This is a genomic window from Cryobacterium sinapicolor, assembly GCF_004403465.1.
GTDB lineage: Bacteria > Actinomycetota > Actinomycetes > Actinomycetales > Microbacteriaceae > Cryobacterium > Cryobacterium sinapicolor.
The window spans coordinates 53,170-74,201 of record NZ_SOGQ01000083.1 but is presented as its reverse complement, the minus strand read 5'-3'; the positions used below and the strand labels follow the sequence as shown (position 1 = coordinate 74,201).

17 protein-coding genes are annotated in these 21,032 nt (G+C 68.1%); 6 read left to right on the top strand and 11 right to left on the bottom strand.

The genetic code is table 11. The annotated features are described in order from the left end of the window. The first annotated feature begins 239 nt into the window (after window positions 1–239). Entirely contained in the window at window positions 240–971 is a 732-nt protein-coding gene (locus E3T28_RS15050; RefSeq protein WP_134432799.1) for a maleylpyruvate isomerase family mycothiol-dependent enzyme, read from the top strand. 109 nt (window positions 972–1,080) lie between these two features. On the opposite strand, the gene adhE is transcribed toward E3T28_RS15050, so the two are convergent. From adhE to E3T28_RS15010, 8 genes are all read right to left on the bottom strand, one after another. Continuing rightward, a complete protein-coding gene (gene adhE / locus E3T28_RS15045) occupies window positions 1,081–3,804 on the bottom strand; it encodes a bifunctional acetaldehyde-CoA/alcohol dehydrogenase (protein ID WP_134432797.1) in 2,724 nt (907 codons plus the stop codon). A 264-nt stretch (window positions 3,805–4,068) separates the two neighbouring features. Next, the gene (locus tag E3T28_RS15040) at window positions 4,069–5,214 is read right to left on the bottom strand and encodes a cysteine desulfurase family protein (protein WP_134432795.1); all 1,146 of its coding nucleotides are present in this window, start codon (window positions 5,212–5,214) and stop codon (window positions 4,069–4,071) included. An 11-nt stretch (window positions 5,215–5,225) separates the two neighbouring features. Then, window positions 5,226–6,086: a carboxylating nicotinate-nucleotide diphosphorylase gene (nadC, locus tag E3T28_RS15035; protein ID WP_134432793.1), complete on the bottom strand. Its 861-nt coding sequence runs from the start codon at window positions 6,084–6,086 to the stop codon at window positions 5,226–5,228. After that, on the bottom strand, window positions 6,080–7,765 hold the full coding sequence (nadB, locus tag E3T28_RS15030; protein WP_134432791.1) for an L-aspartate oxidase: 1,686 nt from the start codon (window positions 7,763–7,765) through the stop codon (window positions 6,080–6,082). Before nadB ends, nadC begins: the two co-directional genes overlap by 7 nt. Window positions 7,766–7,767: 2 nt before the next feature. Then, entirely contained in the window at window positions 7,768–9,078 is a 1,311-nt protein-coding gene (gene nadA, locus E3T28_RS15025; protein WP_134432789.1) for a quinolinate synthase NadA, read from the bottom strand. 82 nt (window positions 9,079–9,160) lie between these two features. Continuing rightward, window positions 9,161–9,853 (bottom strand): NUDIX hydrolase, encoded by a 693-nt coding sequence (locus tag E3T28_RS15020; protein ID WP_134432787.1) that lies wholly within the window; start codon window positions 9,851–9,853, stop codon window positions 9,161–9,163. A gap of 125 nt (window positions 9,854–9,978) precedes the next feature. Beyond that, complete coding sequence (locus E3T28_RS15015; RefSeq protein ID WP_134432785.1) at window positions 9,979–10,734, bottom strand: polyprenol monophosphomannose synthase; 756 nt, start codon at window positions 10,732–10,734, stop codon at window positions 9,979–9,981. A 4-nt stretch (window positions 10,735–10,738) separates the two neighbouring features. Next, on the bottom strand, window positions 10,739–12,277 hold the full coding sequence (locus E3T28_RS15010) for a glycosyltransferase family 39 protein (RefSeq protein ID WP_134432783.1): 1,539 nt from the start codon (window positions 12,275–12,277) through the stop codon (window positions 10,739–10,741). Window positions 12,278–12,569: 292 nt separating this feature from the next. On the opposite strand from E3T28_RS15010, the gene E3T28_RS15005 reads away from it, so the two are divergent. Beyond that, complete coding sequence (locus E3T28_RS15005; protein ID WP_134432781.1) at window positions 12,570–13,421, top strand: carbon-nitrogen hydrolase family protein; 852 nt, start codon at window positions 12,570–12,572, stop codon at window positions 13,419–13,421. 86 nt (window positions 13,422–13,507) lie between these two features. Here E3T28_RS15005 and E3T28_RS15000 read toward each other — a convergent pair whose 3' ends face one another. Continuing rightward, window positions 13,508–13,912, bottom strand: a complete 405-nt coding sequence (locus tag E3T28_RS15000; protein WP_241979381.1) for a DUF7882 family protein — start codon at window positions 13,910–13,912, stop codon at window positions 13,508–13,510. 149 nt (window positions 13,913–14,061) lie between these two features. Continuing rightward, window positions 14,062–15,093: an alpha/beta fold hydrolase gene (locus E3T28_RS14995; protein WP_166787054.1), complete on the bottom strand. Its 1,032-nt coding sequence runs from the start codon at window positions 15,091–15,093 to the stop codon at window positions 14,062–14,064. Between the two features lie 163 nt (window positions 15,094–15,256). Here E3T28_RS14995 and E3T28_RS14990 point away from each other — a divergent pair, with 163 nt between their 5' ends. Next, window positions 15,257–16,330: an alkene reductase gene (locus tag E3T28_RS14990; protein WP_134432777.1), complete on the top strand. Its 1,074-nt coding sequence runs from the start codon at window positions 15,257–15,259 to the stop codon at window positions 16,328–16,330. A gap of 213 nt (window positions 16,331–16,543) precedes the next feature. Here the strand turns inward: E3T28_RS14990 and E3T28_RS14985 are convergent, their stop codons facing one another. Further along, the gene (locus E3T28_RS14985) at window positions 16,544–17,743 is read right to left on the bottom strand and encodes an aminotransferase class I/II-fold pyridoxal phosphate-dependent enzyme (protein ID WP_134432775.1); all 1,200 of its coding nucleotides are present in this window, start codon (window positions 17,741–17,743) and stop codon (window positions 16,544–16,546) included. 87 nt (window positions 17,744–17,830) lie between these two features. On the opposite strand from E3T28_RS14985, the gene E3T28_RS14980 reads away from it, so the two are divergent. From E3T28_RS14980 to E3T28_RS14970, 3 genes are all read left to right on the top strand, one after another. Beyond that, window positions 17,831–18,388, top strand: coding sequence for a hypothetical protein (locus E3T28_RS14980; protein WP_134432773.1), 558 nt, complete (start codon window positions 17,831–17,833; stop codon window positions 18,386–18,388). Window positions 18,389–18,546: 158 nt separating this feature from the next. Next, window positions 18,547–19,245, top strand: a complete 699-nt coding sequence (locus tag E3T28_RS14975) for a hypothetical protein (protein WP_134432771.1) — start codon at window positions 18,547–18,549, stop codon at window positions 19,243–19,245. A gap of 119 nt (window positions 19,246–19,364) precedes the next feature. After that, entirely contained in the window at window positions 19,365–20,927 is a 1,563-nt protein-coding gene (locus E3T28_RS14970) for a S1C family serine protease (protein WP_134432769.1), read from the top strand. The last annotated feature ends 105 nt before the right edge of the window (window positions 20,928–21,032 follow it).

Sequence of the window (21,032 nt, the reverse complement as noted above, 5' to 3'; positions counted from 1 at the left end):
GTGCCGCGCAGATCATGGCACCACCCTGGCTCGAAACCGGGGTGCGCAAATGGCGCACCGTCACCAAGTCCCGCACCCGGATGACCGACGCAATCGAGCGGAAGAACGTAACCCACGACGACGAGTAGATGCTTCCCAGCCCCCGGGCTCGACAGCTCGACCACCGACGGGGGATCCCGGGGAAGGACTGGTCGCCGGGTAGCGTAGGGACCACGCGCGTTGCCCACGACAGGAGCCCCATGAGCGCACCCCTTGATCCGTCCGAAAACACCGCGCTTAGGTTGACGCTGGACCTCGTCCAGCGGGGCACGGAATTCTTCGGCCGCGAACTGCAGGGACTCACGGACGACGATCTCGTTGGAAACTCGCTCCTGCCGGGTTGGACCCGGCGCCAGGTTGTCGCGCACGTCGTGTCCAACGCCGGCGCGCTCGGGCGGCTCGCGTACTGGGCGGACACCGGGATCGAGACGGTGATGTGCGCCTCGCTGGAGGCGCGCACTGCGGAGATCGAAGCGGGCGGTATCCTCAGGCCCGATGCACTTCGAGGAGCCTGGGCAGATTCGGCCGACGACCTCGAGCGTCGGTGGCATTCGCTGCCAGACGACCGCTGGTCCGTTCCCGTCAGAAACGGGCAGGGTGCCATGGTGCCGCTGCGGGAAACGACCTGGATGCGCACCCGTGAACTCTGGATTCACGCCGTCGACCTCGACCATGGCGCCGGCTTCAGTATGCTCCCGGAGGAGGTGCTCGAGCGGCTTCTCGGCGACATCGTCGGTGACTGGGCTGCCCGGGGCGACACGAGTCGGATGCTCACCGCAACCGATTCGACGCACGATGGCTACGGCGATCCAGATGCCGCGGAGCACGTCACGGGGTCCCTCGCCGACCTGGCCGGCTGGGCCACCGGCCGGGTTCAGTCGGGCGTGGTATCCGACACGGGGGAGACCCCGGCCGCGCCGCGCTGGCTCTGAGTCGGGCATCCGTTCACACGGACGGGTGCTGATACAGCGGTTCCGCCCACAGGAACGGCCCCGCACCAACAGGTGCGGGGCCGTTCCTCATTCGATCAGGCGGTGAAGACTACTTGCCTGCCTTGCGGGCCGACTTCTTCTCTTCGGCCGGTGCTACTGCTTCGACGGCCGCGCGACCGGCGCGGACCTCGTTGAAGGAGGTGCCGTAGTACGCGGCCTCCATGATGGTGCGCATGTCATCGAGCATCGGCATGCGCGGGTTGGCCGGTGCGCACTGGTCGCCGTAGGCGCCCATGGCCAGGCTGTCGAGGCGGCTGATGAAGTCCTCCTCCGGCACACCCTGCGCCTGGAAGGACGGCTTGATGCCAGACAGGTCGCGCAGCTTCTCCACGGCCAAGGCGTAGGACTCGACGCCCTCCGCCGGGGTCGACGCCGGGAGGCCGAGGTGCTTCGCGATCTGCTGGAAGCGCTCCGGGGCGATGTAGCTCTCGTACTTGGGCCAGCTGGTCAGCTTGGTCGGGATGAGGCCGTTGTAACGGATCACGTGCGGCAGGTAGGTCGCGTTGACCCGGCCGTGGATCAGGTGCAGCTGCGCGCCGGTGACGTGAGCCATCGCGTGACAAATACCCAGGAACGCGTTACCGAACGCCATGCCGGCGATCGAGGAGGCGTTGTGCATCTTCTCGCGGGCCTTGATGACCTCGCCATCAGTGCTGCCGGTGGTGCCGTTGACGCTGGTCACGATGTTCTCGAAGATCAACTTGATCGCGTGGAGGCAGAGGCCGTCGGTGAAGTCGTTCGCGTAGACGGACACGTACGCCTCGGTGGCGTGCGTAAGAGCGTCGAAGCCCGAGTCGGCAACCAGGAACGACGGCATCATCGAGGTGAGCACGGGGTCGATGATCGCGACGGTCGGCAGGAGGGCGTAGTCCGCAAGCGGGTACTTGACTCCGGTGACCTCGTCGGTGATCACGGCGAACGGTGTCATTTCCGAACCCGTGCCCGAGGTGGTCGGGATGCAGACGAGCTTGGCCAGTTCGCCGAGGTCGGGGAACTTGAACGCGCGCTTGCGCACGTCGAAGAACTTCTCCTTCATGTCGGAGAACTCGATTTCGGGGTGTTCGTACAGCAACCACATGACCTTCGCGGCGTCCATCGGCGAGCCGCCGCCGAGGGCGATGATCGTGTCGGGCTTGAACGCGCGCATCTCGGCGGCACCCTTTTCGACCGCGGAAACGGTCGGCTCGGGCAACACGTTGTCGATGATCTGCAGTGCCACGCGGCCCTCGCGACGGTTCAGGATGTCAAGGATCTTGTCGACGAAGCCGAGGCGGGTCATGGTCGAGTCGGTCACGATCGTGACGCGCTCGACCTTTCGCATGTCCGCCAGGTAACGGATCGCGTTGGGCTCGAAGTACGTCTTGGCGGGGACCTTGAACCACTGCAAGTTGTTGTTCCTTCTGCCGATGCGCTTGACGTTGATGAGGTTGATCGCGGAAACGTTGTTCGAGACGGAGTTGTGTCCGTACGAGCCGCAGCCGAGCGTCAGCGACGGGATGAACGCGTTGTAGATGTCACCGATCCCACCGAGCGAGCTGGGGGCGTTGGTGATGATCCGGACCGCCTTGACGCGGGTTCCGAACTCTTCGATGATTGCCGGGTTCTCGCTGTGGATGGAGCCCGAGTGGCCGAGGCCGTCGAATTCAACCATCTGCTCGGAGAGCGAGATGCCCTCTTCTGCGTCCTTGGCGTGGAGCACGGCGAGAACCGGGGCCAGCTTCTCGCGGGTCATCGGCTCGTGCGGTCCCACTCCGGCGACCTCGACCAGGATGATCGACGTGTCGGCAGGGATCGTGAAACCGGCCTGCTGGGCGATCCAGACCGGCGACTTGCCGACGACGGCCGCGTTGAGTTTGGCCTCGCCGCAGTTGGTCGAGTTGGCCTGGACTCCGAAGATGTAGTCCTCGAGGAGGAGCTTCTCGGCCGGGGTGACCAAATAGGTGTGCAGAATCTTGAATTCGGCCATGGCTTCCGCGTAGAGCGGCTCTTCAATGATGACGGCCTGCTCCGAAGCGCAGATCATGCCGTAGTCGAAGGACTTGGAGAGAACGACGTCGTTGATGGCACGCTTGAGCTTGGCGCTCTTCTCGATGAAGGCGGGGACGTTGCCCGCGCCGACGCCGAGGGCCGGCTTGCCACAGGAATATGCGGCTCGCACCATAGCGTTGCCACCGGTGGCGAGGATGGTTGCGACACCCGGGTGGTTCATCAGCAGGCTGGTGGCCTCGAGGGACGGCGTTTCGACCCACTGGATGCAGTTGGCCGGTGCACCCGCGAGAATGGCGGCGTCACGCACGACGCGCGCTGCGGCCACGGAGGACTGCTGGGCGCCCGGGTGGAAACCGAAAACGATCGGGTTGCGCGTCTTCAGAGCGATGAGCGACTTGAAGATGGCGGTTGAGGTGGGGTTCGTGACGGGGGTCACACCGCAAATAACACCGACGGGCTCGGCGATTTCTGTAATTCCGGTAATGTCGTCACGGCTGATAACGCCGACGGTCTTAAGGTTTTGCATCGAGTTCGTAACGTGCTCGCATGCGAAAAGATTTTTAACGGCCTTGTCCTCGAATACGCCTCGACCGGTTTCGGCCACGGCGTGAACGGCGAGCTCGGCGTGTTTGCTGAGGGCGGCGACCGAGGCTTTCTTGACGATGTGGTCGATCTGTTCCTGCGTGAAGTTCGCGTAATCCAGAAGCGCGACTTGAGCGGCTTTAACCAGGGAATCAATTTGTGTAGCAAGTGACTCGGTGACTGGTTTGTCGATTATTGTCATTGTGTCCCTTTTTGGCGGCCCAACTTGGGCTTATCGCCTCCTGTCTACAACCTTAGGCCGCTGGCCGGAGGGCCGCATGTCAGGGGATGCTCACTCCGCGGTCCTGGGGACGGTGAAGGTCAGCAGATTAGCTGGTCGGGGGCATCTTCGTTCCCCAAATCGAAACGCTCGTAAATTGTCTGACAACTCGTATCCGGTTGTCTCCTCGCGCGCGGGCGCACGCGCGTCATACGCGCGTTTCGCGCGCGAGTCGTCGGAGGCAGATCAACTTCGGCCGAGTGCGTGCACGGCTTCCACGGCGGCCTGGACGGATGCGGCCGCCTCTTCGGCATCCGCTGCCGTGGTCGTCGACGCCAGAGTGAACCGTACGGCGGTCTGGGCGACCTCTGCCGGGACGCCCAGCGCGGTCAGCACGTGGGACGGCTCGTCGCTGCCCGCCGCGCAGGCCGACCCGCTCGAGCAGACGATGCCGCGCTGTTCCAGCTCGAGCAGCACCGCCTCGCCGCTCGTCCCGGGGAAGACGAACGATGCGGTGCCGGGCAGGCGCTCGGTCGGATGCCCGGTGAGGCGTGCGACGGGGGTGCCGGCCAGCACCGTGGCGATGAAAGCGTCCCGCAGGGCAGTGATGCGGGGTGCGGCCTCCGCCCGTTCCGCCTCGGCGAGGCGGAGTGCGATCGCCAGCCCCAGGGCCCCGGCAACGTTCTCCGTGCCGCTGCGGCGGCCGCGCTCCTGGCCTCCGCCGTGCAGCACCGGTTCCACCGCGATGCGGCGTCGCAGGAAGAGCGCCCCGATACCGGGCGGCGCTCCGAGTTTGTGACCGGACAGGCTCAGCGCGTCGACGCCGAGGGTGTCCACGTTCACCGGGAGCCAGCCGGCGGCCTGCACGGCGTCGGTGTGCAGAGGCACGCGGGCGCCCTGCGTGATGGCCGAGAGTGCGGCGAGGGGCTGCAGGGTTCCGACTTCGTTGTTGGCGTATTGCACTGAAACGAGGGTGGTGTCCGGGCGGAGCACGGCCCGCAGTTGTTCCGGGTCGACCCGGCCGGAGACATCAGTGTCGAGCAGCGTCACCTCGAACCCGTGCAAGCGGTGCAGGTAGTCGCAGGATTCGAGCACCGCCTCGTGCTCGATCGCCGTCGTGATGAGGTGGCGGCCGCGCGGGGCGCCGAGGGCGATGCCCTTGATGGCCAGATTGTCGGCCTCTGTGCCGCCGGTCGTGAACACAACGTCGGCTGGCCTGCAGCCGAGCACGCCTGCGATATCGGCCCGCGCCTCGGCCAGCGTGGCGGCCGCGGCCTCACCCAGCCGATGGTGGCTAGACGGATTGCCGAACCGGCCCGCGAGCTGCTGCCAGAGCACCTCGAGGACCTCCCGGCGCACCGGGGTGGTCGCTGCGTTGTCGAGGTAGATCATGGCGGGACCGGTCAGCCTTCGGTCAGGATGGCGATGTCGAGGCCGAGGTCGAGGGACCGCACGCTGTGAGTGATGGCCCCGACCGAGATGATGTCGACGCCGGTTTCGGCGATGCCGCGCACGGTCAGCAGCGAAACGCCGCCGCTGGCCTCCACGAGCGCCCGACCGTCCGTGAGGCGCACGCCCTCGCGCAGGTCATCGGGGCTGAAATTATCGAGCATGATCGTGTCGACGCCGGCGGCGAGCACGGGCTCGATCTGGTCGATCCGGTCCACCTCCACCTCGAGGTGGGTGGTGTGGGAGATGCGGTCGCGCACCTGACGGAGTGCCTCGGTGAGGTTCAGACCGCCCGCGGTGAGCACGGCGAGGTGGTTGTCCTTGGCCATCACCGCGTCGGAGAGGCTGAACCGGTGGTTGTGGCCGCCGCCGTCGCGCACCGCGGCGCGCTCCAGCACGCGCAGCCCCGGGGTGGTTTTGCGGGTGTCGACGATGCGGGCACGGGTGCCCACGGTCTCGGCCACGTACTGTGCGGTCAGAGTCGCGACTCCGCTCATCCGCTGCACGAAGTTCAGCCCGATTCGCTCGGCCTGCAGGATTCCGCGGGCCGACCCCGACACCTCCGCCAGCGCGTCGCCGGCTACGAAGGCGGTGCCGTCGGCCACCAGCAGCCGAACCACGATGCGCGGGTCGGTCAACCGGAACGCCGACGCGAACACGGCACCGCCGCTGAAGGTTCCGGATTCCCGGGCGACCAGCTGGGCGGTCGCGTCGGCGTCGGCGGGGATCAGCACCTGAGAGGTCAGGTCACCCCACGGAGCGTCTTCCTCGAGCGCGGCACGCACGATGGTGTCGATGGCGTTCATGGTCAGCATGCGATGGCCTCCTCGGCCTCCGTGGGGTGGGCTAGGTTCAGGGTGCTCTGCATGCCGTCAGCGGTATCCAGGGTCGTTACGCGACTCCAGACGACGGTGCGGGCGATCTCGGACCGGCTGTCCGGGTAATCGGAGCGGTGGTGGGCGCCGCGCGATTCCTCCCGGGCCAGGGCGGAGGCCACGGTGACCCGCGCCAGATCGATCAGGTTGGCGTCTTCATATGCCCGAACACGCATATTGAGCGGCGCGGTGCCGTCCGGGGGCGTCGGGCGGGTAGCCCACTCCGCCAGGGTGACGGATGCTGCGGCGAGCTTTTCCCCGCTCCGCAGAACCCCTGCACACTCCCACATCAGCTGCTGCACCGCGTCGCGGTCGACGCCCCCGGTGCTCGAGCCCCCGATGGTCGAGCCTGTCGAGACCGAGCCCACGGTGGTCGAGCCTGTCGAGACCGACGCCTGGCCCGAGCCCGCCGCGGGCATCCGTCTCGGCAGGCGCAGCGCGCGCACGGCCCGGTCGGCGAACACGGCCGCCTCGAGCAGCGAGTTGGAGGCCAGCCGGTTGGCGCCGTGGGCGCCGGTGCGGGCCGCTTCCCCCACGGCGAACAGGCCGGGCAGGCTGGTGCGGCCCCAGATGTCGGTGAGAATCCCGCCCATCCAGTAGTGCGCCGCCGGAGCAACCGGGATCGATTCGACGGCCCAGTCCAGTCCGGCCGCGCGGCAGGCCGCGGTGATGGTCGGGAAGCGCCGCTCGAGCAGTTCGCGGCCGAGACCGGTGGCATCCAGCCACACCGGTTCGCCGCCCTGCTTCGCCATTTCACGGGCGATGCCCCGGGCCACGATGTCGCGCGGCGCGAGTTCCCCGTCGGGGTGCACGCCGAGCATGAAGCGGTGGCCGGACGCATTCCGCAGCACGGCGCCTTCACCGCGCACCGCCTCGGAGACCAGCGGGGTGCCCGGAACCGCGAGTGCGGTCGGGTGGAACTGGTAGAACTCGAGGTCGGCGACGGATGCCCCCGCGCGCCACGCGGCCGCTACGCCGTCGCCCGTCGCCAGGGACGGGTTCGTGGTGTGCGGGAAGAGCTCGCCGGCGCCCCCGGTCGCCAGGATCACCGTGTCGGCGATGATCGTGCGGAGGACCTCGTCGGGCCCGAGAATCACGGCTCCGGTCGCGCTGCCGTCCTGCACGGTCAGGTCGACCAGCATCGTGTGTTCCTGGATGCGCAGGCGGGCGCCGACGCCCCGCAGCGACCGGGTGGCCCGCTCACGCACCGTCGCCACGAGGGCGGCCTCGATCGCGGCACCGGTGGCGTCGCCGCCGGCGTGCAGCACCCGCGACCTCGAGTGGGCTGCCTCTAGTCCTCGGGTGACTCCGGACTCGTCGCGGTCGAAGTCCACGCCGAACCGGATCAGGTCCCGTACCCGCGCCGGACCCTCAGAGCAGAGCACGCGCACCGCGACGGGATCGCAGAGCCCCGCTCCGGCGCGCAGGGTGTCCTGCACGTGGGACTCGACCGAGTCGTCGGGGAACATGGCGGCGGCGATCCCGCCCTGGGCCCAGCGGGTGTTGCTGTCCGGCAGGGCCGCCTTGGTGACGAGGGTGACCTGGTGGCCGGCATCTGTCGCCCGCACCGCGGCGATGAGTCCGGCCAGCCCACTGCCGACGACGAGCACACGGGTCATGGTCAGACCTCGACCGAGACGGGCGGTTTGGCGGCGAGCATCCGTTCGAGGGCGATGCGGGCGTTGCCGGCGACCTCGTGCGGCACCTGGATGCGGTTCAGCACCTCGGGCGCACGGTCCGCGGTGCCGACCAGCGCTTCGAGCACCCAGGCCAGATAGCCCGAGTGGATGCGGTACATCGTGGAGCAGGGGCAGACCACCGGGTCGAGGCAGAAGATGATGTGCTCGGGGTGCTGGGCGGCGAGCCGCTGCACCAGGTTGATCTCGGTGCCGATGGCGAAGACGGATCCGGCCGGGGCTGCCTCGATGGCCTTCTTGATGAAGTCGGTCGAGCCGGAGGAATCGGCTGCGTCGACGACGGCCATCGGGCACTCCGGGTGCACGATCACGCGCACGCCCGGGTGCGACTGGCGGGCCGCGGCGATCTGCTCCACCGTGAATCGCCTGTGAACGCTGCAGAACCCGTGCCAGAGCACGACCTGGGCGGTGTCGAGTTCCTCGGCCGTGTTGCCGCCGAGGGGCTTGCGCGGGTCCCACATCGGCATCCGCTCGAGGGGTACCCCCATCGCCTTCGCGGTGTTGCGGCCGAGGTGCTGGTCGGGGAAGAAGAGCACGCGGCGGCCGCGGGCGAAGGCCCACTCCAGCACGGTCTCGGCGTTGGAGGATGTGCAGACGATGCCGCCGTGCTCCCCGCAGAATGCCTTCAGCGCGGCCGAGGAGTTCATGTACGTGACCGGGATCACGGGGACGCGGCCGTCGGAGTCGGGCTCGGTGCCGTAGATGTCCTCGAGCTGCTCCCAGCAGTCGGTGACGGAGTCGATGTCGGCCATGTCGGCCATCGAGCAGCCCGCTGCGAGGTTGGGCAGGATGACCGCCTGCTCCGGGGTCGAGAGCAGGTCGGCGGTCTCGGCCATGAAGTGCACGCCGCAGAAGATGATCGCCTCGGCATCCGGGCGGCTTGTGGTGGCCTGCGCCAGCTGGAACGAGTCGCCCACGAAGTCAGCGTGCTGCAAGACCTCGTCGCGCTGGTAGAAGTGCCCGAGAATCACGACCCGGTCACCGAGCGTGGCCTTGGCGGCACGGATGCGGTCGCCGAGTTCCGCCGCCGACGCACGTCGATAGACCTCGGGCAGTTCGCCCTGCCGCGGTGACCCGGTGGGGATGACGTCGCCCATCGACGAGCCTGGGCCGTAACCCGGCGTGCCGGAATCGAACTCCCACGGGGCGGTGAGCAGGTCGGGGCTGCAGGTGCTGCCGGCGGCCGCTCCCGTGCTGATGAGCCGAATGGTCTGGTCGACCGATGCGTTGGTCATGCGGTTACTCCTTGATATTCACACAAAGCGATAGTCAGACAAGCGGTGGTCAGCGCGGACGTGCTGGGAGGGAGGGTCATGCTCAGCCGATGGCCGGCTCGAGCGCCCCCGGAGCGGTGGCGTGGACGGAATCGTTGTAGCGGTAGAGGCGGGGTGGCCGATGCGGCACACCGGCCACGCGCTGGCCCGTGTCGACCACGGTGCCCGACGATTCGATCGTGCGGCGGAAGTTCGCCGGGTCGAGGGCTTTCTGCAGCACGGCCTCGTGCACCGCGCGCAGCTGCGCCAGCGTGAAGATCTCGCCCAGGAACGCGTGCGCGATGCGGGAGTACTCCACCTTGGTGCGCAGGCGCCAGAGGGCGTATTCGACGATGCGGTTGTGGTCGAAGGCGAGCGGCGGCAGGTGGTCGGCCGGGAACCACCGCACGTTCTCATCCTCGACCGCCAGCGCCGCCTCACCGGATTCGACCAGTGCCCAGTAGACGACCGAGACGACCCGGCCGCCAGGGGAGCGCGCCGGATCCCCGAACGTGTAGAGCTGCTCGAGGTACTTGGGGGTCAGGCCCGTGGTCTCGCGCAGCGCGCGCGCGGCCGCTCCGGCCAGCTCCTCGTCGGCCGGCAGTCCGCCGCCAGGCAGCGCCCACTGGCCGAGGTAGGGCTCCCGGGTGCGGCGCACGAGCGGCAGCCACAGGGTGGAAAGCCCGGCTTCAGGATCCGGCCGCAGGGCGAAGATGACCGTCGACACGGCGAGGGCCGCCTCGAGCTGGGTGTTCATTCGCGCTTCCACCGTCATCCACCGCCATCCACTAGGTAAAAGTCATTGTGACTTTAACTGAATGGACCCATCTTATAGTCAGTGTGACCAGAAGTCACGCCCCGTGTGCGGGCGCTGAGAAACGGTCAGTGAACTCGCGGCACGGATGTCGGTGCCGGCGTAGCAGTGCGGCGAGCGTTTTTGCCGGTGAGCCCCCAGATCGTGACCCGGGCCATCGCCTCGGCCACGATCGCACCACTCATTTTCGAGGAGCCGAGGGTGCGCTCCACGAACGTGATCGGCTTCTCGACCACGCTGAGCCCGGCCCGGACGGCGTGCAGCAGCATGTCGATCTGAAAGCAGTAGCCCAGGCTCTCGACGCTGGAGAGGTCCATCCGTTCGAGGGCGTGCGCCGTGTAGACGCGGTAACCGCCGGTCACGTCCCGCTGAGGCAGCCGCAGCAGCACACGCGAGTAGACCGATCCGCCGCGCGACAGCAGACGCCGGTGCCACGGCCAGTTGCGCACACTACCCTCAGGGACCCAGCGGGAGCCCAGTACCACATCCGCGCCCTCGGCTGCCTCGAGCAGGCTCGGCAGTTGCTCCGGCAGATGCGATCCGTCCGCGTCGAGCTGCACCAAACGGTCGTAGCCGCGGGAGAGCCCCCAGGCGAAGGCCTCGAGGTAGGCGGCGCCGAGGCCGCTCTTCCGGGAGCGGTGCAGGGCGTGCACCTGAGAATCGGTGGTGGCCAGCGTGTCGGCCAGCAACCCCGTGCCGTCTGGGGAGGAATCGTCCACGACCAGGATGTCGGCCGCAGGCACGCTCGCTCGCACCCGGGCAACGATCGCCGCGATGTTATCGCGTTCGTTGTAGGTCGGGATGATGATCAGTGTCCGGTCCATGGAACTACCTTGTCATTTCGATGATCTGAGTGCGGTTCAGCATTGTCGATTCGGTGACCGTGAACCCGAGTTGCTGCAAGGTGCGGATGTTGTCGCCCCGGCTATTCTCACCGCTGCCCTGGTTCTGCAGAACCCACACCCGGTCAGTCTCGGTGAGCCGGTCGGTCACCTGTTCCAGCGGCAGGACCACATCCCATAAATCGTTGGTGGTGTCGAACGGCACCGCGAGGGTGACATCCTGAAGGCCCGCGAACGCGTCCGGGTACAGCCGCAGGGCCAGGCGGGGCTTGCGGGAGGGCCGCACGCTCTCGTCGAAGACAACGGCGTCCCCCGACTGCGCGCCGTTCCGCACCACCTCGGCCGCTTGGCGCAGGTCACTGCCGTAGTTCTTGCCGAACTCGCTGCGCTGTTCGAGGTAGGTGGGCAGCATCAGAGCCGTGATGAGGCCCAGGGCCGCAACCTGTGGCCATCGCGGCCGGAGGCAGGCGATTCCCACGGCGATGGCGATCGCGACGGCCGGCGTGCAGATCGACAGGTACCGCAGTGAGTACATCGGCGTGACCAGGTGCGTGCCGATCAGTAAGGCTGCGCTCGGCACGATCATCCAGGCCAGCATGACCCCCAGTGCGGCCTTGGTGTTCGCCGGTGCGGCCCTCCGTCCGCCGACGAAGAAGACCATCACGACCGCGAGCAGGATCAGTCCCCACGCCAGAACGGCCAGGGGAGCATTGCTGAACCACTGGTGCACAGCGGCCGTGAGCACGGGGATCGGCGGGCGCCGACCGATGAAGGCGATCTGATCGCGCTGGTCCAGGCTGGCCGTTATCACGGGGGCAGCCAGGGCGAGCGCGGCGCCGGTGGCGATGGCCCAGGCGCGCATACTCACCCTCACGTCACCCTCCCGCGGGGTCAGCAGCAGCGCCGCGAGCGCCAGCACGGGGACCAGCAGCAGCACATACAGGAAGAAATAGATTCCAAGGGCCAGGAGGCCGGCGTAGCCCGCCCAGAGCGCGAACCGGGTGCCGGCATCCACGGGGCGGCTCCGCACCAGGTGCACCAGCAGAACCGTCAGCCAGACCACGACGGCCGTGGCGACGGCGGCCGAACGGGCTTCAGAGCCCATATAGGTGACCCGGGGGAGCAGCGCGAAAACCAGGGCTGCGAGCACGTCGACCCGGGCGGTGAACAGGGTGCGGGCCAGTACGAAGGTTCCGGCCGTCGCGGCGCCGACGAACAGGGCGCTCAGCCCGCGGGTCGCCAGCTCCGACGAGCCGAAGAGATCGATCCAGACGTGCAGCAGCAGGTAGTAAGCGCCGTGCACCGCGTCGACGTTGTCCAGCAACCGGAACAGCCCCGGCAGGGAACGTTCCGCCGACATGACGCTGGCCGCCTCGTCGCCCCAATACGAGGGCCGCCACGATCCGGCGATCGAGACGAGGAACCCGAGCAGCCCGAGCAGCGCAGCCAGCCCTCCGGTTCGGAGCAGGGGAAGGGTCAGCGTGTCGGGACGGACCAGGCGGGAGAGCAGCGGCGGGGAAGGCACGCATATACGTTAGGCCACCTCGCTGAACCCTAGAACCCGGGATCGGTGCCGTTCGCCGTGAACGGATGGCGAGGCCCCGCCCGTTCCACCTTCGGACGAGCACCGTGCCCACTGTTGAACCAATTCGACGGAGATTTTGGGCTCGGGGCCGGTTTTCGGCTGGTTCCGGTCCGTTTTGGCCAAAATCTCCGTCGAATTCGTTCGAGCGCGAGTTGCTCCAGTGCCGCGGATTCCCATTCCACGATCCAGCTGCGACCACGTCCATACGGACTCACTGATCTAGGCTGACGCCATGATCGATCCCCTCGAGACTCGCGGCCCCGGCCCTGCTGCCGGCCCCGCGGCAGCCCTGGGTGTTGCGGTGGCCCAGTTCGCGCCCGGCCGCGAGCCTGCCGTAAACCTTGCCGCCATGCATGCCCTCGCCGAGACGGCCGTCGCCCGCGGGGCCCGGCTGATCGTCTTCCCCGAGTACTCGGCCTTCTTCGAACCGGTGATGGGACCGTCGTTCGTCGCCGCGGCCGAACCTCTGGACGGCCCCTTCGTGCGGGCCCTGGCCGCGCTCGCCGCAGACCTCGGCGTGTACGTCGTGGCCGGCATGCTGGAGTCCACGGACGACCCGAACCGGTTCTCCAATACTCTCGTCGCGGTGGATCCGGCCGGATCACTCGTCGCGAAGTACCGCAAGCTTCACCTCTACGACGCCTTTGGTGAGCGCGAGTCGGACTGGGTGCGGGCCGGGGCCGTGGAGGAACCCGAGACCTTCGATGTGGAGGGGCTGCGGGTGGGATTGCAGACCTGCTACGACATCCGTTTCCCGGAGATGACCCGCCGCCTGGTCGACGCCGGGGCCGAACTGGTCCTGGTGCCGGCCGAGTGGGTGCGGGGACCGCTCAAGGAACAGCACTGGCGCACGCTGTTGACCGCTCGGGCCCTGGAAAACACGGTCTACCTAGCGGCGGCCGGCCACGCCCCGCCGGTGGGTGTCGGCAACAGCATGGTGGTCGACCCGATGGGGGTGGAGCTGGTCACGATCGGCGAGACAACGGATGTCGCGGTCGCCTGGGTTCTGCCGGAGCGCCTCAGTGCCGTGCGCGCCCGCAACCCCGCGCTGGTCCTGCGCCGTTTCGCGGTCGTTCCGCGCTGATCCGGGCCCGCCCACGGGCAGAGGCCTGCGGGCTGCGGCCTGCGGGCAGAGGCCTGCGGCCTGCGGGTTGCCGGAGTAGGGGCGGCTCAGAGTTCGGTGGCGATGGTGTCCTGCGAGGCGGGCGCCGCGCGCACCGTGAACTTCTGATCGGGGCGGTGACTGCGGTCGGTGCGTTCCGGATGTTCGGGCTCGGACATCGCCCGCTCCTCGCCGGTGGCAACCAAACCCTGGGAGCTGTTCGCGGAACGGGTGAGCTGGGCGAGCCAGAGGGGGTTGATGCTCGGCGGCTGGCCGCCGGAGAACTTGAAATACAACGGGATGGCCGGGTGCAGCCAGGCGGAACTGCGTCCGTTTCCGGCTTCGGCGGCATTGCGCCACGACAGCAGGAAGCTCTCGCCCCGGCGGAGCTTCTGGACGATCACGATCTGAAGGTGCGCCAATATCCGGTCGTCGAACTCGACCGTGACCCTGTCATACGTCAACGAACCCATGGGGAGCCGCTCTCAATCAGTGGAGGCCGTGCCAGACCGGCCACACGGGGGTGACCATTTCTCAGGACTGATCCTCAGTTTGGTCGTAATGAACCCGCTTGACAAGGGAATCGGCCACGCAGCGCGAGCGGCCCGGACTCCCGGACCGCTCACTGCGGGAACACTCCTGGGTCGGACAGGCATCCGTTCGGCAACACGAGCCGGAGCGTCTCATACGGCTTCTCCACGTGCGCGAAGTGCCCGGTGTCCGGCACTGTCACCAGGGCGAAGTCGCGGATGACCGCGCGGAGCCTGGCCGCATCCGTCGCTGCCACGAAAATGTCGGCGTCGCCCTGGGTGGCCCGCACGGGGCACTCGATCCGGGACCAGTATTCGGCGGCGTAGGCGCCGGCCAGGTCGGATGCCACGGCGAACGCCTGCGGGCGCAGTTCGGCCCGGAGGTAGTCGGTGACGCTCGCGTGCAGCAGTTCCGGGCGCCGGAACAGCGGCGCTGCCAGCGCGCGCAGCAGCGTGGTGCGATGGAGCAGGCCGATCAGGCCGTCGCCGGCGCGCCCGGCCCAGGCGAGAGCCCGCAACACCGGCAGTATGGCGCCATATCCCGGCAGCGTGGCGAACCGGGCGACCGGGTGCCGCACGGTGTCGATCACCGAGAAGGTCGTGGCCGAGACGAGTCCGACGAACGCGGTCGACCGTGCCTCGCTCGCGGCGAGTTCGAGGGCCACGAAGCCGCCGAGGGAGTGGCCGATCACTATCCAGGAGCGGTAGCCGAGAGCACGGGCGATCTCGGCCACTATCGCCGCGGTCGCCTCGATCGAGCGGGAGGGACCCTCCTTCGGAAGCGCCGAGTCGCCCCAGCCGGGCAGGTCGGGGATGATCAGGTCGGTGAGTTCCAGGCCGGAGGCGTCGGCCGCGGCCAGCAGCGGCGTCCAGGTCGTCCAGGAGCCCGCGGCCCCGTGGAGAAGGATGGTCGCGGTGTCGCTCCCGGTGCGGCGGCCGTGCCGCACCGAGACCGTCGCCCGGCTCAGGCGCATGGAACTCGTGGTCAGACCGAAGGCGCGGTGATCGGACGAGAGGGGAAACGGGCAGTATCCCGTGCGGTCCGGAGCCTCCCGAATCGGTGCAGCCGGGGCGCTGACACCCCGTGGCGACGTCGTCGACCTGGTCTCGGCGGTGATGCTCATGACACTGGTTCGTTGCCTGGGCCGCTGTGGATTGCCGCACCGTCTCTGCGGAGCGGAATATGCGGGAGTGCAGGGCCGTTGCCGAAAGGGGGAACCTGCTTCCCATGTCCCAGGCAACGCACGCGCCGCCTGACGACAACCAGACCCACAGAAAGAGCTATTCGTGAATCTTTTCTCCCCGTTGTCCCTCGGTGATCTGGAACTGCCCAACCGGCTCGTCATGGCACCGCTGACCCGTGTGCGGTCCGGAGTCGAGGGTGTTCCCGGTCCGCTTGTCGTCGAGCACTACAAGCAGCGAGCATCCCTCGGCCTGATCGTGACCGAGGGCACCTACCCGAGCCACGCCGGCCAGGGCTTTCCCGGCCAGCCGGGTCTGATCACACCCGAGCAGATCGCGGGCTGGACCAATGTCGCCGATGCAGTGCACTCCGCCGGAGGGCGCCTGGTCGCCCAGATCATGCATGCCGGCCGCGTCACCCATGAGGGCACCAACGGCGGCCGCGAAGTCGTCGCCCCGAGTGCCATCGCCATTGCGGGCGAGACCCGCACCTACGAGGGAAAGGCCGCCTACCCGGTGCCGCACGCCCTCACGCCGGATGAGCTCCCCGGCGTGATCGCGGACTTCGTGCAGGCCTCCCGCAACGCCATCGCCGCCGGGCTCGACGGCGTCGAGATCCACTCCGCCAACGGCTACCTCCTGCACGAGTTCCTCTCGCCGGCCTCCAACCAGCGCGACGACATCTACGGCGGCTCCCCGCAGAACCGGGCGCGTTTCGTCGTGGAGGTCGTCACCGCGGTGGCCGACGCGATCGGAGCCGGTCGCGTCGGCATCCGGGTCTCCCCGGAGCACAACATCCAGGATGCCCTCGAAACTGATGCCGCCGACCTCCTGGCCACGTACGGCGCACTGGCCGACGCGCTCGCCCCGCTGGGCCTGGCCTACCTGAGCATCCTGCATCGCGAGCCGGCCGGTGAACTGGTGCAGCAGCTGCGCACCCGCTTCGGTGGACCGCTCCTGGTCAACAGTGGTTTCGGTGAAATCACCAGCCGGGACGAAGCGATGGCCATCATCGCCGACGACCTGGCAGACGCGGTCGTCGTCGGCCGTGCCGTGATCGCCAACCCCGACCTGGTGGCTCGCTGGCTCAAGGACCTGCCGTTGAACGCTCCCGACCCGCTCACCTTCTACGGTGCCGGCGCCGAGGGCTACACGGACTACCCGGCCCTGGCACACTAGGCCGGGTAGGCCCCCTTCCCGGCGCGGATGTGTGGCTAACTCCTGAAATTTGCGACGCGTTCGCACCCGACCCGCGCAATCTCGCGGTGACGGAAGCCCAGGTCGGCAGATGACAGGAGTTAGCCACAACAGTTGCCGGCACGTGACCCCGGAGGGCATTGCTGGCCGGCACGGATTCCCCGGGGGCAGGGTGCGGGGGTTGCCGTGCGGCGGCTACCGGGCGGTGATTCCGGCCAGCTGTGCGGCGGCGCGCTCGAGCACGTCCACCCTCTTGCAGTAGGCGAACCGCACCAGTGAGGCGTACTCGGGTCGGTTCGCGGCGGAGCAGAACGCACCGATCGGAACCGCCACCACCCCGGCGAGATCGGGCAGCACCCGGCAGAATTCGGCGCCGTCCGGGTGGCCGAGCGGAGCGGCATCCGCCACGATGAAATACGACCCCTGGGGTCGGCTGACCGTGAATCCAGCCGAGGTCAGCCCGCTCTCGAGCACGTCGCGCTTGGCCAGGAGGTCGGCGGCGATGCCGGTGTAGAAGCTGTCGGGCAGGTCGAGGCCCCGCGCGATCGCCGGCTGGAACGGCGCACCGTTCACATAGGTGAGGAACTGCTTCACGGCGAGGATGGCGGTAACCAGGCTGGCCGGGGCGGTGAGCCAGCCGATCTTCCAGCCGGTGGTGTTGAACGTCTTGCCGCCGGAGGAGATCGTGATCGTGCGATCGCTTGCCCCGAGAATCGTCGCGACCGGCACATGGGGAACACCGAAGGTGAGGTGCTCGTAGACCTCATCGGTCACGATGAGCGCATCGTGGCGGTGCGCGAGGGACACGATGAGGTCCAGGGTCTCACGCGGAAGCACGGTCCCCGTGGGGTTGTGCGGATTGTTCACGATGATCAGCCGGGTGCGGTCGGTGATCGCCGCGCGCAGGTCGTCGGGGTCCGGCTGGAAATCGGGTGCCCGTAGGCGCACCGTGCGATGGATGCCCCCACCCAACGCGATCAGGCCGCCGTACGCATCGTAGAACGGCTCGAGTGTGACGACCTCGTCGCCTGGTTCGAGCAGCGCGAGAATGGTCGCCGCCAGCGCCTCGGTGGCGCCGGCCGTCACCAGGACCTCCGTGTCGGGATCGACGGTCAGGCCGTAGAAGCGGAACTGGTGACGGGCGATGGCCTCCCGCAGTACGGGCAATCCGCGCCCCGGCGGGTACTGGTTCACGCCGTCGGAGATTGCCTGTCGGGCAGCTTCGAGCACCTCGGCGGGGCCGTCCTCGTCGGGGAATCCCTGACCCAGGTTGATGGCGCCGGTGCGCAGGGCAAGGGCACTCATCTCGGCGAAAATGCTCGCCGCGACGGTGCCGTCGGCAGCGAGCAGACCGGCCCCGCGAGCCGTGCGTCGCCAGGCCCCCGCGATCGTCATGGTGTCACCTGCATTCCTCCAAACTACGACATGTGGAAAGTTCGAGCGCGGCCGGGCCGGATGCCCTAGGTTGGCCGGATGCGGACCGTGAAGCGCGACCTCCTCGTACTGGGCTCGATGCTGCTGCTCGGCATGCTCGCGCTGACCGGTTGCACACCCGAACCGACGCCCCGGGCATCCGAGACGTCGGTGCCGACGGATGGCCCCGTCTTCGCCTCCGACGAGGAGGCTCTCGCTGCGGCCACAGAGGCCTATGCGGCCTATCTCCGGACGAGTGATGAGATTTCCGCCGCCGGTGGGGTGGGCGCGGAACGAATGGAGCCGTTGGTCTCTGCAGAAGTTCTCACGTCGGAATTAGAGGGCTTTCAAGGCTTCGTTGAAGCAAACGCTCGCAGTGTTGGAGTGACAACCTTCATGGTTCACAGCATGCAGTCGGCGAAATTTCTCAGACCCGAGGAGACGATTATCTCGCTCTACGTTTGCGAAGATGTGAGCGGGCTCGAAGTGGTTGATTCGATTGGGAATTCCTTGGTTTCAGCCTCGCGCGAGACCATCACGCCCTTCGAAGTGCAATTCCAAATGGACGGTGGCCTTCAGCTGATTCTCGAATTCCGATCGGTTTGGCGAGGCGAGAGCTTTTGTTGATCAGCCGACGACTTTGGGGTCTCATCGCGACGATTGCGGTTTTGGTTGGCCCAGTCGCGTTGGCTGCAGACCCGAGCTTTGCGGCATCGACATGCGGGAAATTCCTGCAGGCGACCGACAGCTGCCCGGAGGCGAACGGGGCGATCAACAACGGCGGAGTGGATCTTTCTGCGGGGTACGAGACCGGCGGGGGACAGGGTTCCGGTAACGGGGCCGGTAACGGGGCCGGTGGCGGAGCGGGATCCGGCGCGGGAGAGTCAGGCGGCGACGAAGGAAGCGGGCCGGGTGCGGCACCCGTCGTCGATCCGCTGGCGTTCGTGCGCGACGACTTCACCGTGAACTGCATACCGGGCTCGCCGTGCGATCCGAACCTCGTGGTCCGGGTCAGTGACCTGGTCAACTTCCAGCCTGCGGCGCCGTCCCAGACGATGGAACCGGGCGGCTGGAGCGTCGCCGGATTGCCTGCCAACTTCATCGCGTCGGCATCCGTGCACAGCCGCACCGGTGCGCTGCTCGGGTATCCGGCTGAGGTTCGTTTCACCCCGGTCGGCTACCGCTGGACCTACGGCGACGGGGCCCAGGCGATCACCGATTCTGGCGGCGCCACCTGGGCGGCACTGGGTCTGCCGGAATTTTCACGCACCGCCACCAGCCACACGTTCGCCAGGCCGGGGAGCTACGCCGTGGTCGTCGCGGTGGTGTACTCAGCCGTGTACCGCTTCGCGGGCCTTGCCTGGCGCCCGGTCGAGGGTACGTTGGCAATTTCGGCCAGCCCGCTCGGCGTGATCGTGGGAGACGCCCAGACGGTGCTCGTCAACCGGGAGTGTACAGCGCATCCGGCTGGGCCGGGCTGCTGACCGAGAGGATCGAACCCGGCCCGAACAAGTCACGGCGTCGTCATTGAATGCTCCCAGCCTGCACATATCATTCGTTCAGGTTCAGGAGTCAAGGTGGGATTGCTTGGAAGGAGCACATCATGACCGACAACCCGCAGGTATCCGGCACCACTCCCGATCCCGACGACGCAGTACCATTCCAGGTGAATGCGGCCGGCGAGGCGTCGGCCCCGGCGCAGCCCGCGGCGGCCGGTTCCTCTCCGACCACCTCCGGTGACGAGCAGTCGACCGAGGTCATCCCCGACACCGTCAACGCCTCCGAGCAGCAGGCGCCGACCCAGCCCAGCGCGGCCCAGCCCACTCTCGCCTCCGCGACGGATGCTTTCGGCCGCCCGGTCGAGGGCGGCGCCACCCCCAATCCTTACGCTCCGAACACCCAGTCGCCGTCCTACGCCCAGCAGAACGGGTACGCCCCCGGCCGGCCCGGCGGCCCGACCAAGCAGCCCCGGCGCTCGGGAAATATCGCCCTGATCGCGGCGCTCGCCATCGGCGCCCTCGTCGGCGGAGCATCCGGTGCCGGTGTCACGGCGTTCGTGCTCACCAACCAGACCAGCGGCGTGCCGGCCAGCCAGGCCGAAGGCCCCAGCACGGTCGTGGTCAACAACACCGACAGCGTCAGCCAGATCACGGCGGTCGCCGCCAAGGCCACCCCCAGCGTGGTCACCATTGACGCGTCCGACGGCAGCTCCGGTGGAACCGGTTCCGGCGTCATCCTCAGCGAAGACGGCTACGTCCTCACGAACACGCACGTCGTCACCCTCGACGGCGCCGCCGCCGACGCCCGCATTCAGGTCACCGCCAGCGACGGCAAGCTCTACTCCGCCACCATCGTCGGTACCGACCCGATCTCCGACCTTGCCGTGATCAAGCTCGAGGGCGTGAGCGGCCTGACGCCGATCAAGTGGGCCGATTCCGGCAAGCTCAACGTCGGCGACAGTGCCATCGCGATCGGCGCACCTCTCGGTTTGTCGAGCAGCGTCACCGACGGCATTGTCAGCGCACTCAACCGCAGCATCTCCATCGCCTCCTCGGCCGCCCCGTCGACACCCGACAACGCCGCGCCCGACGAGGACCAGAGCCCGTTCTTCTTCGACCTTCCCGACCAGAACGGCGGCCCCGCGCAGGCTCCGTCCACCGGCAGCATCTCGCTCTCGGTCATCCAGACGGATGCCGCGATCAACCCCGGCAACTCAGGCGGAGCCCTGCTCAACGCCAAGGGTGAGCTGATCGGTATCAACGTCGCCATCGCCAGCGCCGGTGGCGACTCGGCGGCGGCCGGCAGCATCGGTGTTGGCTTCTCCATCCCGTCGAACCTGGCCAAGCGCGTCTCCGACGAACTGATCGCCACCGGCACGGCCAGCCACGGTCTGCTCGGTGCCAGCGTCACCAGTGCGGCCGGCAGCCCCGAGAGCACCACCGTCGGCGCCCTGATCAGCGAGGTATCACCGGGCGGCGCGGCCGAAAAGGCCGGACTCCGAAAAGGAGACATCGTCACCAACCTCAACGACCTGCCCATCACCGACGCCAACGACCTGACCGCCCAGGTTCGTGCTCTCGCCGCCGGCGACACGGCCGACCTCACCTATGTGCGCGACGGCAAGTCCGTCACGGTGTCCGTCACGGTCGGCGAGCTCTCGAGCTGACAACCCGCTCCTTCCAGGGCATGACAGCTGCGCCGCCGGTGATCCACCGGCGGCGCAGCTGTCGTTCGCCTCGCCGGTGCGGGCCCGAAAGACGCGGCTGATAGG

What these genes read in the sequence shown, in the direction of transcription:
- E3T28_RS15050 (WP_134432799.1), top strand. Translation starts at nt 240, where the DNA reads ATGAGCGCACCCCTTGATCCGTCCGAAAACACCGCGCTTAGGTTGACG.
- E3T28_RS15000 (WP_241979381.1), bottom strand. Translation starts at nt 13,912, where the DNA reads ATGGGTTCGTTGACGTATGACAGGGTCACGGTCGAGTTCGACGACCGG.
- E3T28_RS15005 (WP_134432781.1), top strand. Translation starts at nt 12,570, where the DNA reads ATGATCGATCCCCTCGAGACTCGCGGCCCCGGCCCTGCTGCCGGCCCC.
- nadA (WP_134432789.1), bottom strand. Translation starts at nt 9,078, where the DNA reads ATGACCAACGCATCGGTCGACCAGACCATTCGGCTCATCAGCACGGGA.
- adhE (WP_134432797.1), bottom strand. Translation starts at nt 3,804, where the DNA reads ATGACAATAATCGACAAACCAGTCACCGAGTCACTTGCTACACAAATT.
- E3T28_RS14985 (WP_134432775.1), bottom strand. Translation starts at nt 17,743, where the DNA reads ATGACGATCGCGGGGGCCTGGCGACGCACGGCTCGCGGGGCCGGTCTG.
- E3T28_RS14995 (WP_166787054.1), bottom strand. Translation starts at nt 15,093, where the DNA reads ATGAGCATCACCGCCGAGACCAGGTCGACGACGTCGCCACGGGGTGTC.
- nadB (WP_134432791.1), bottom strand. Translation starts at nt 7,765, where the DNA reads ATGACCCGTGTGCTCGTCGTCGGCAGTGGGCTGGCCGGACTCATCGCC.
- E3T28_RS14970 (WP_134432769.1), top strand. Translation starts at nt 19,365, where the DNA reads ATGACCGACAACCCGCAGGTATCCGGCACCACTCCCGATCCCGACGAC.
- nadC (WP_134432793.1), bottom strand. Translation starts at nt 6,086, where the DNA reads ATGCTGACCATGAACGCCATCGACACCATCGTGCGTGCCGCGCTCGAG.
- E3T28_RS15015 (WP_134432785.1), bottom strand. Translation starts at nt 10,734, where the DNA reads ATGGACCGGACACTGATCATCATCCCGACCTACAACGAACGCGATAAC.
- E3T28_RS15040 (WP_134432795.1), bottom strand. Translation starts at nt 5,214, where the DNA reads ATGATCTACCTCGACAACGCAGCGACCACCCCGGTGCGCCGGGAGGTC.
- E3T28_RS15020 (WP_134432787.1), bottom strand. Translation starts at nt 9,853, where the DNA reads ATGAACACCCAGCTCGAGGCGGCCCTCGCCGTGTCGACGGTCATCTTC.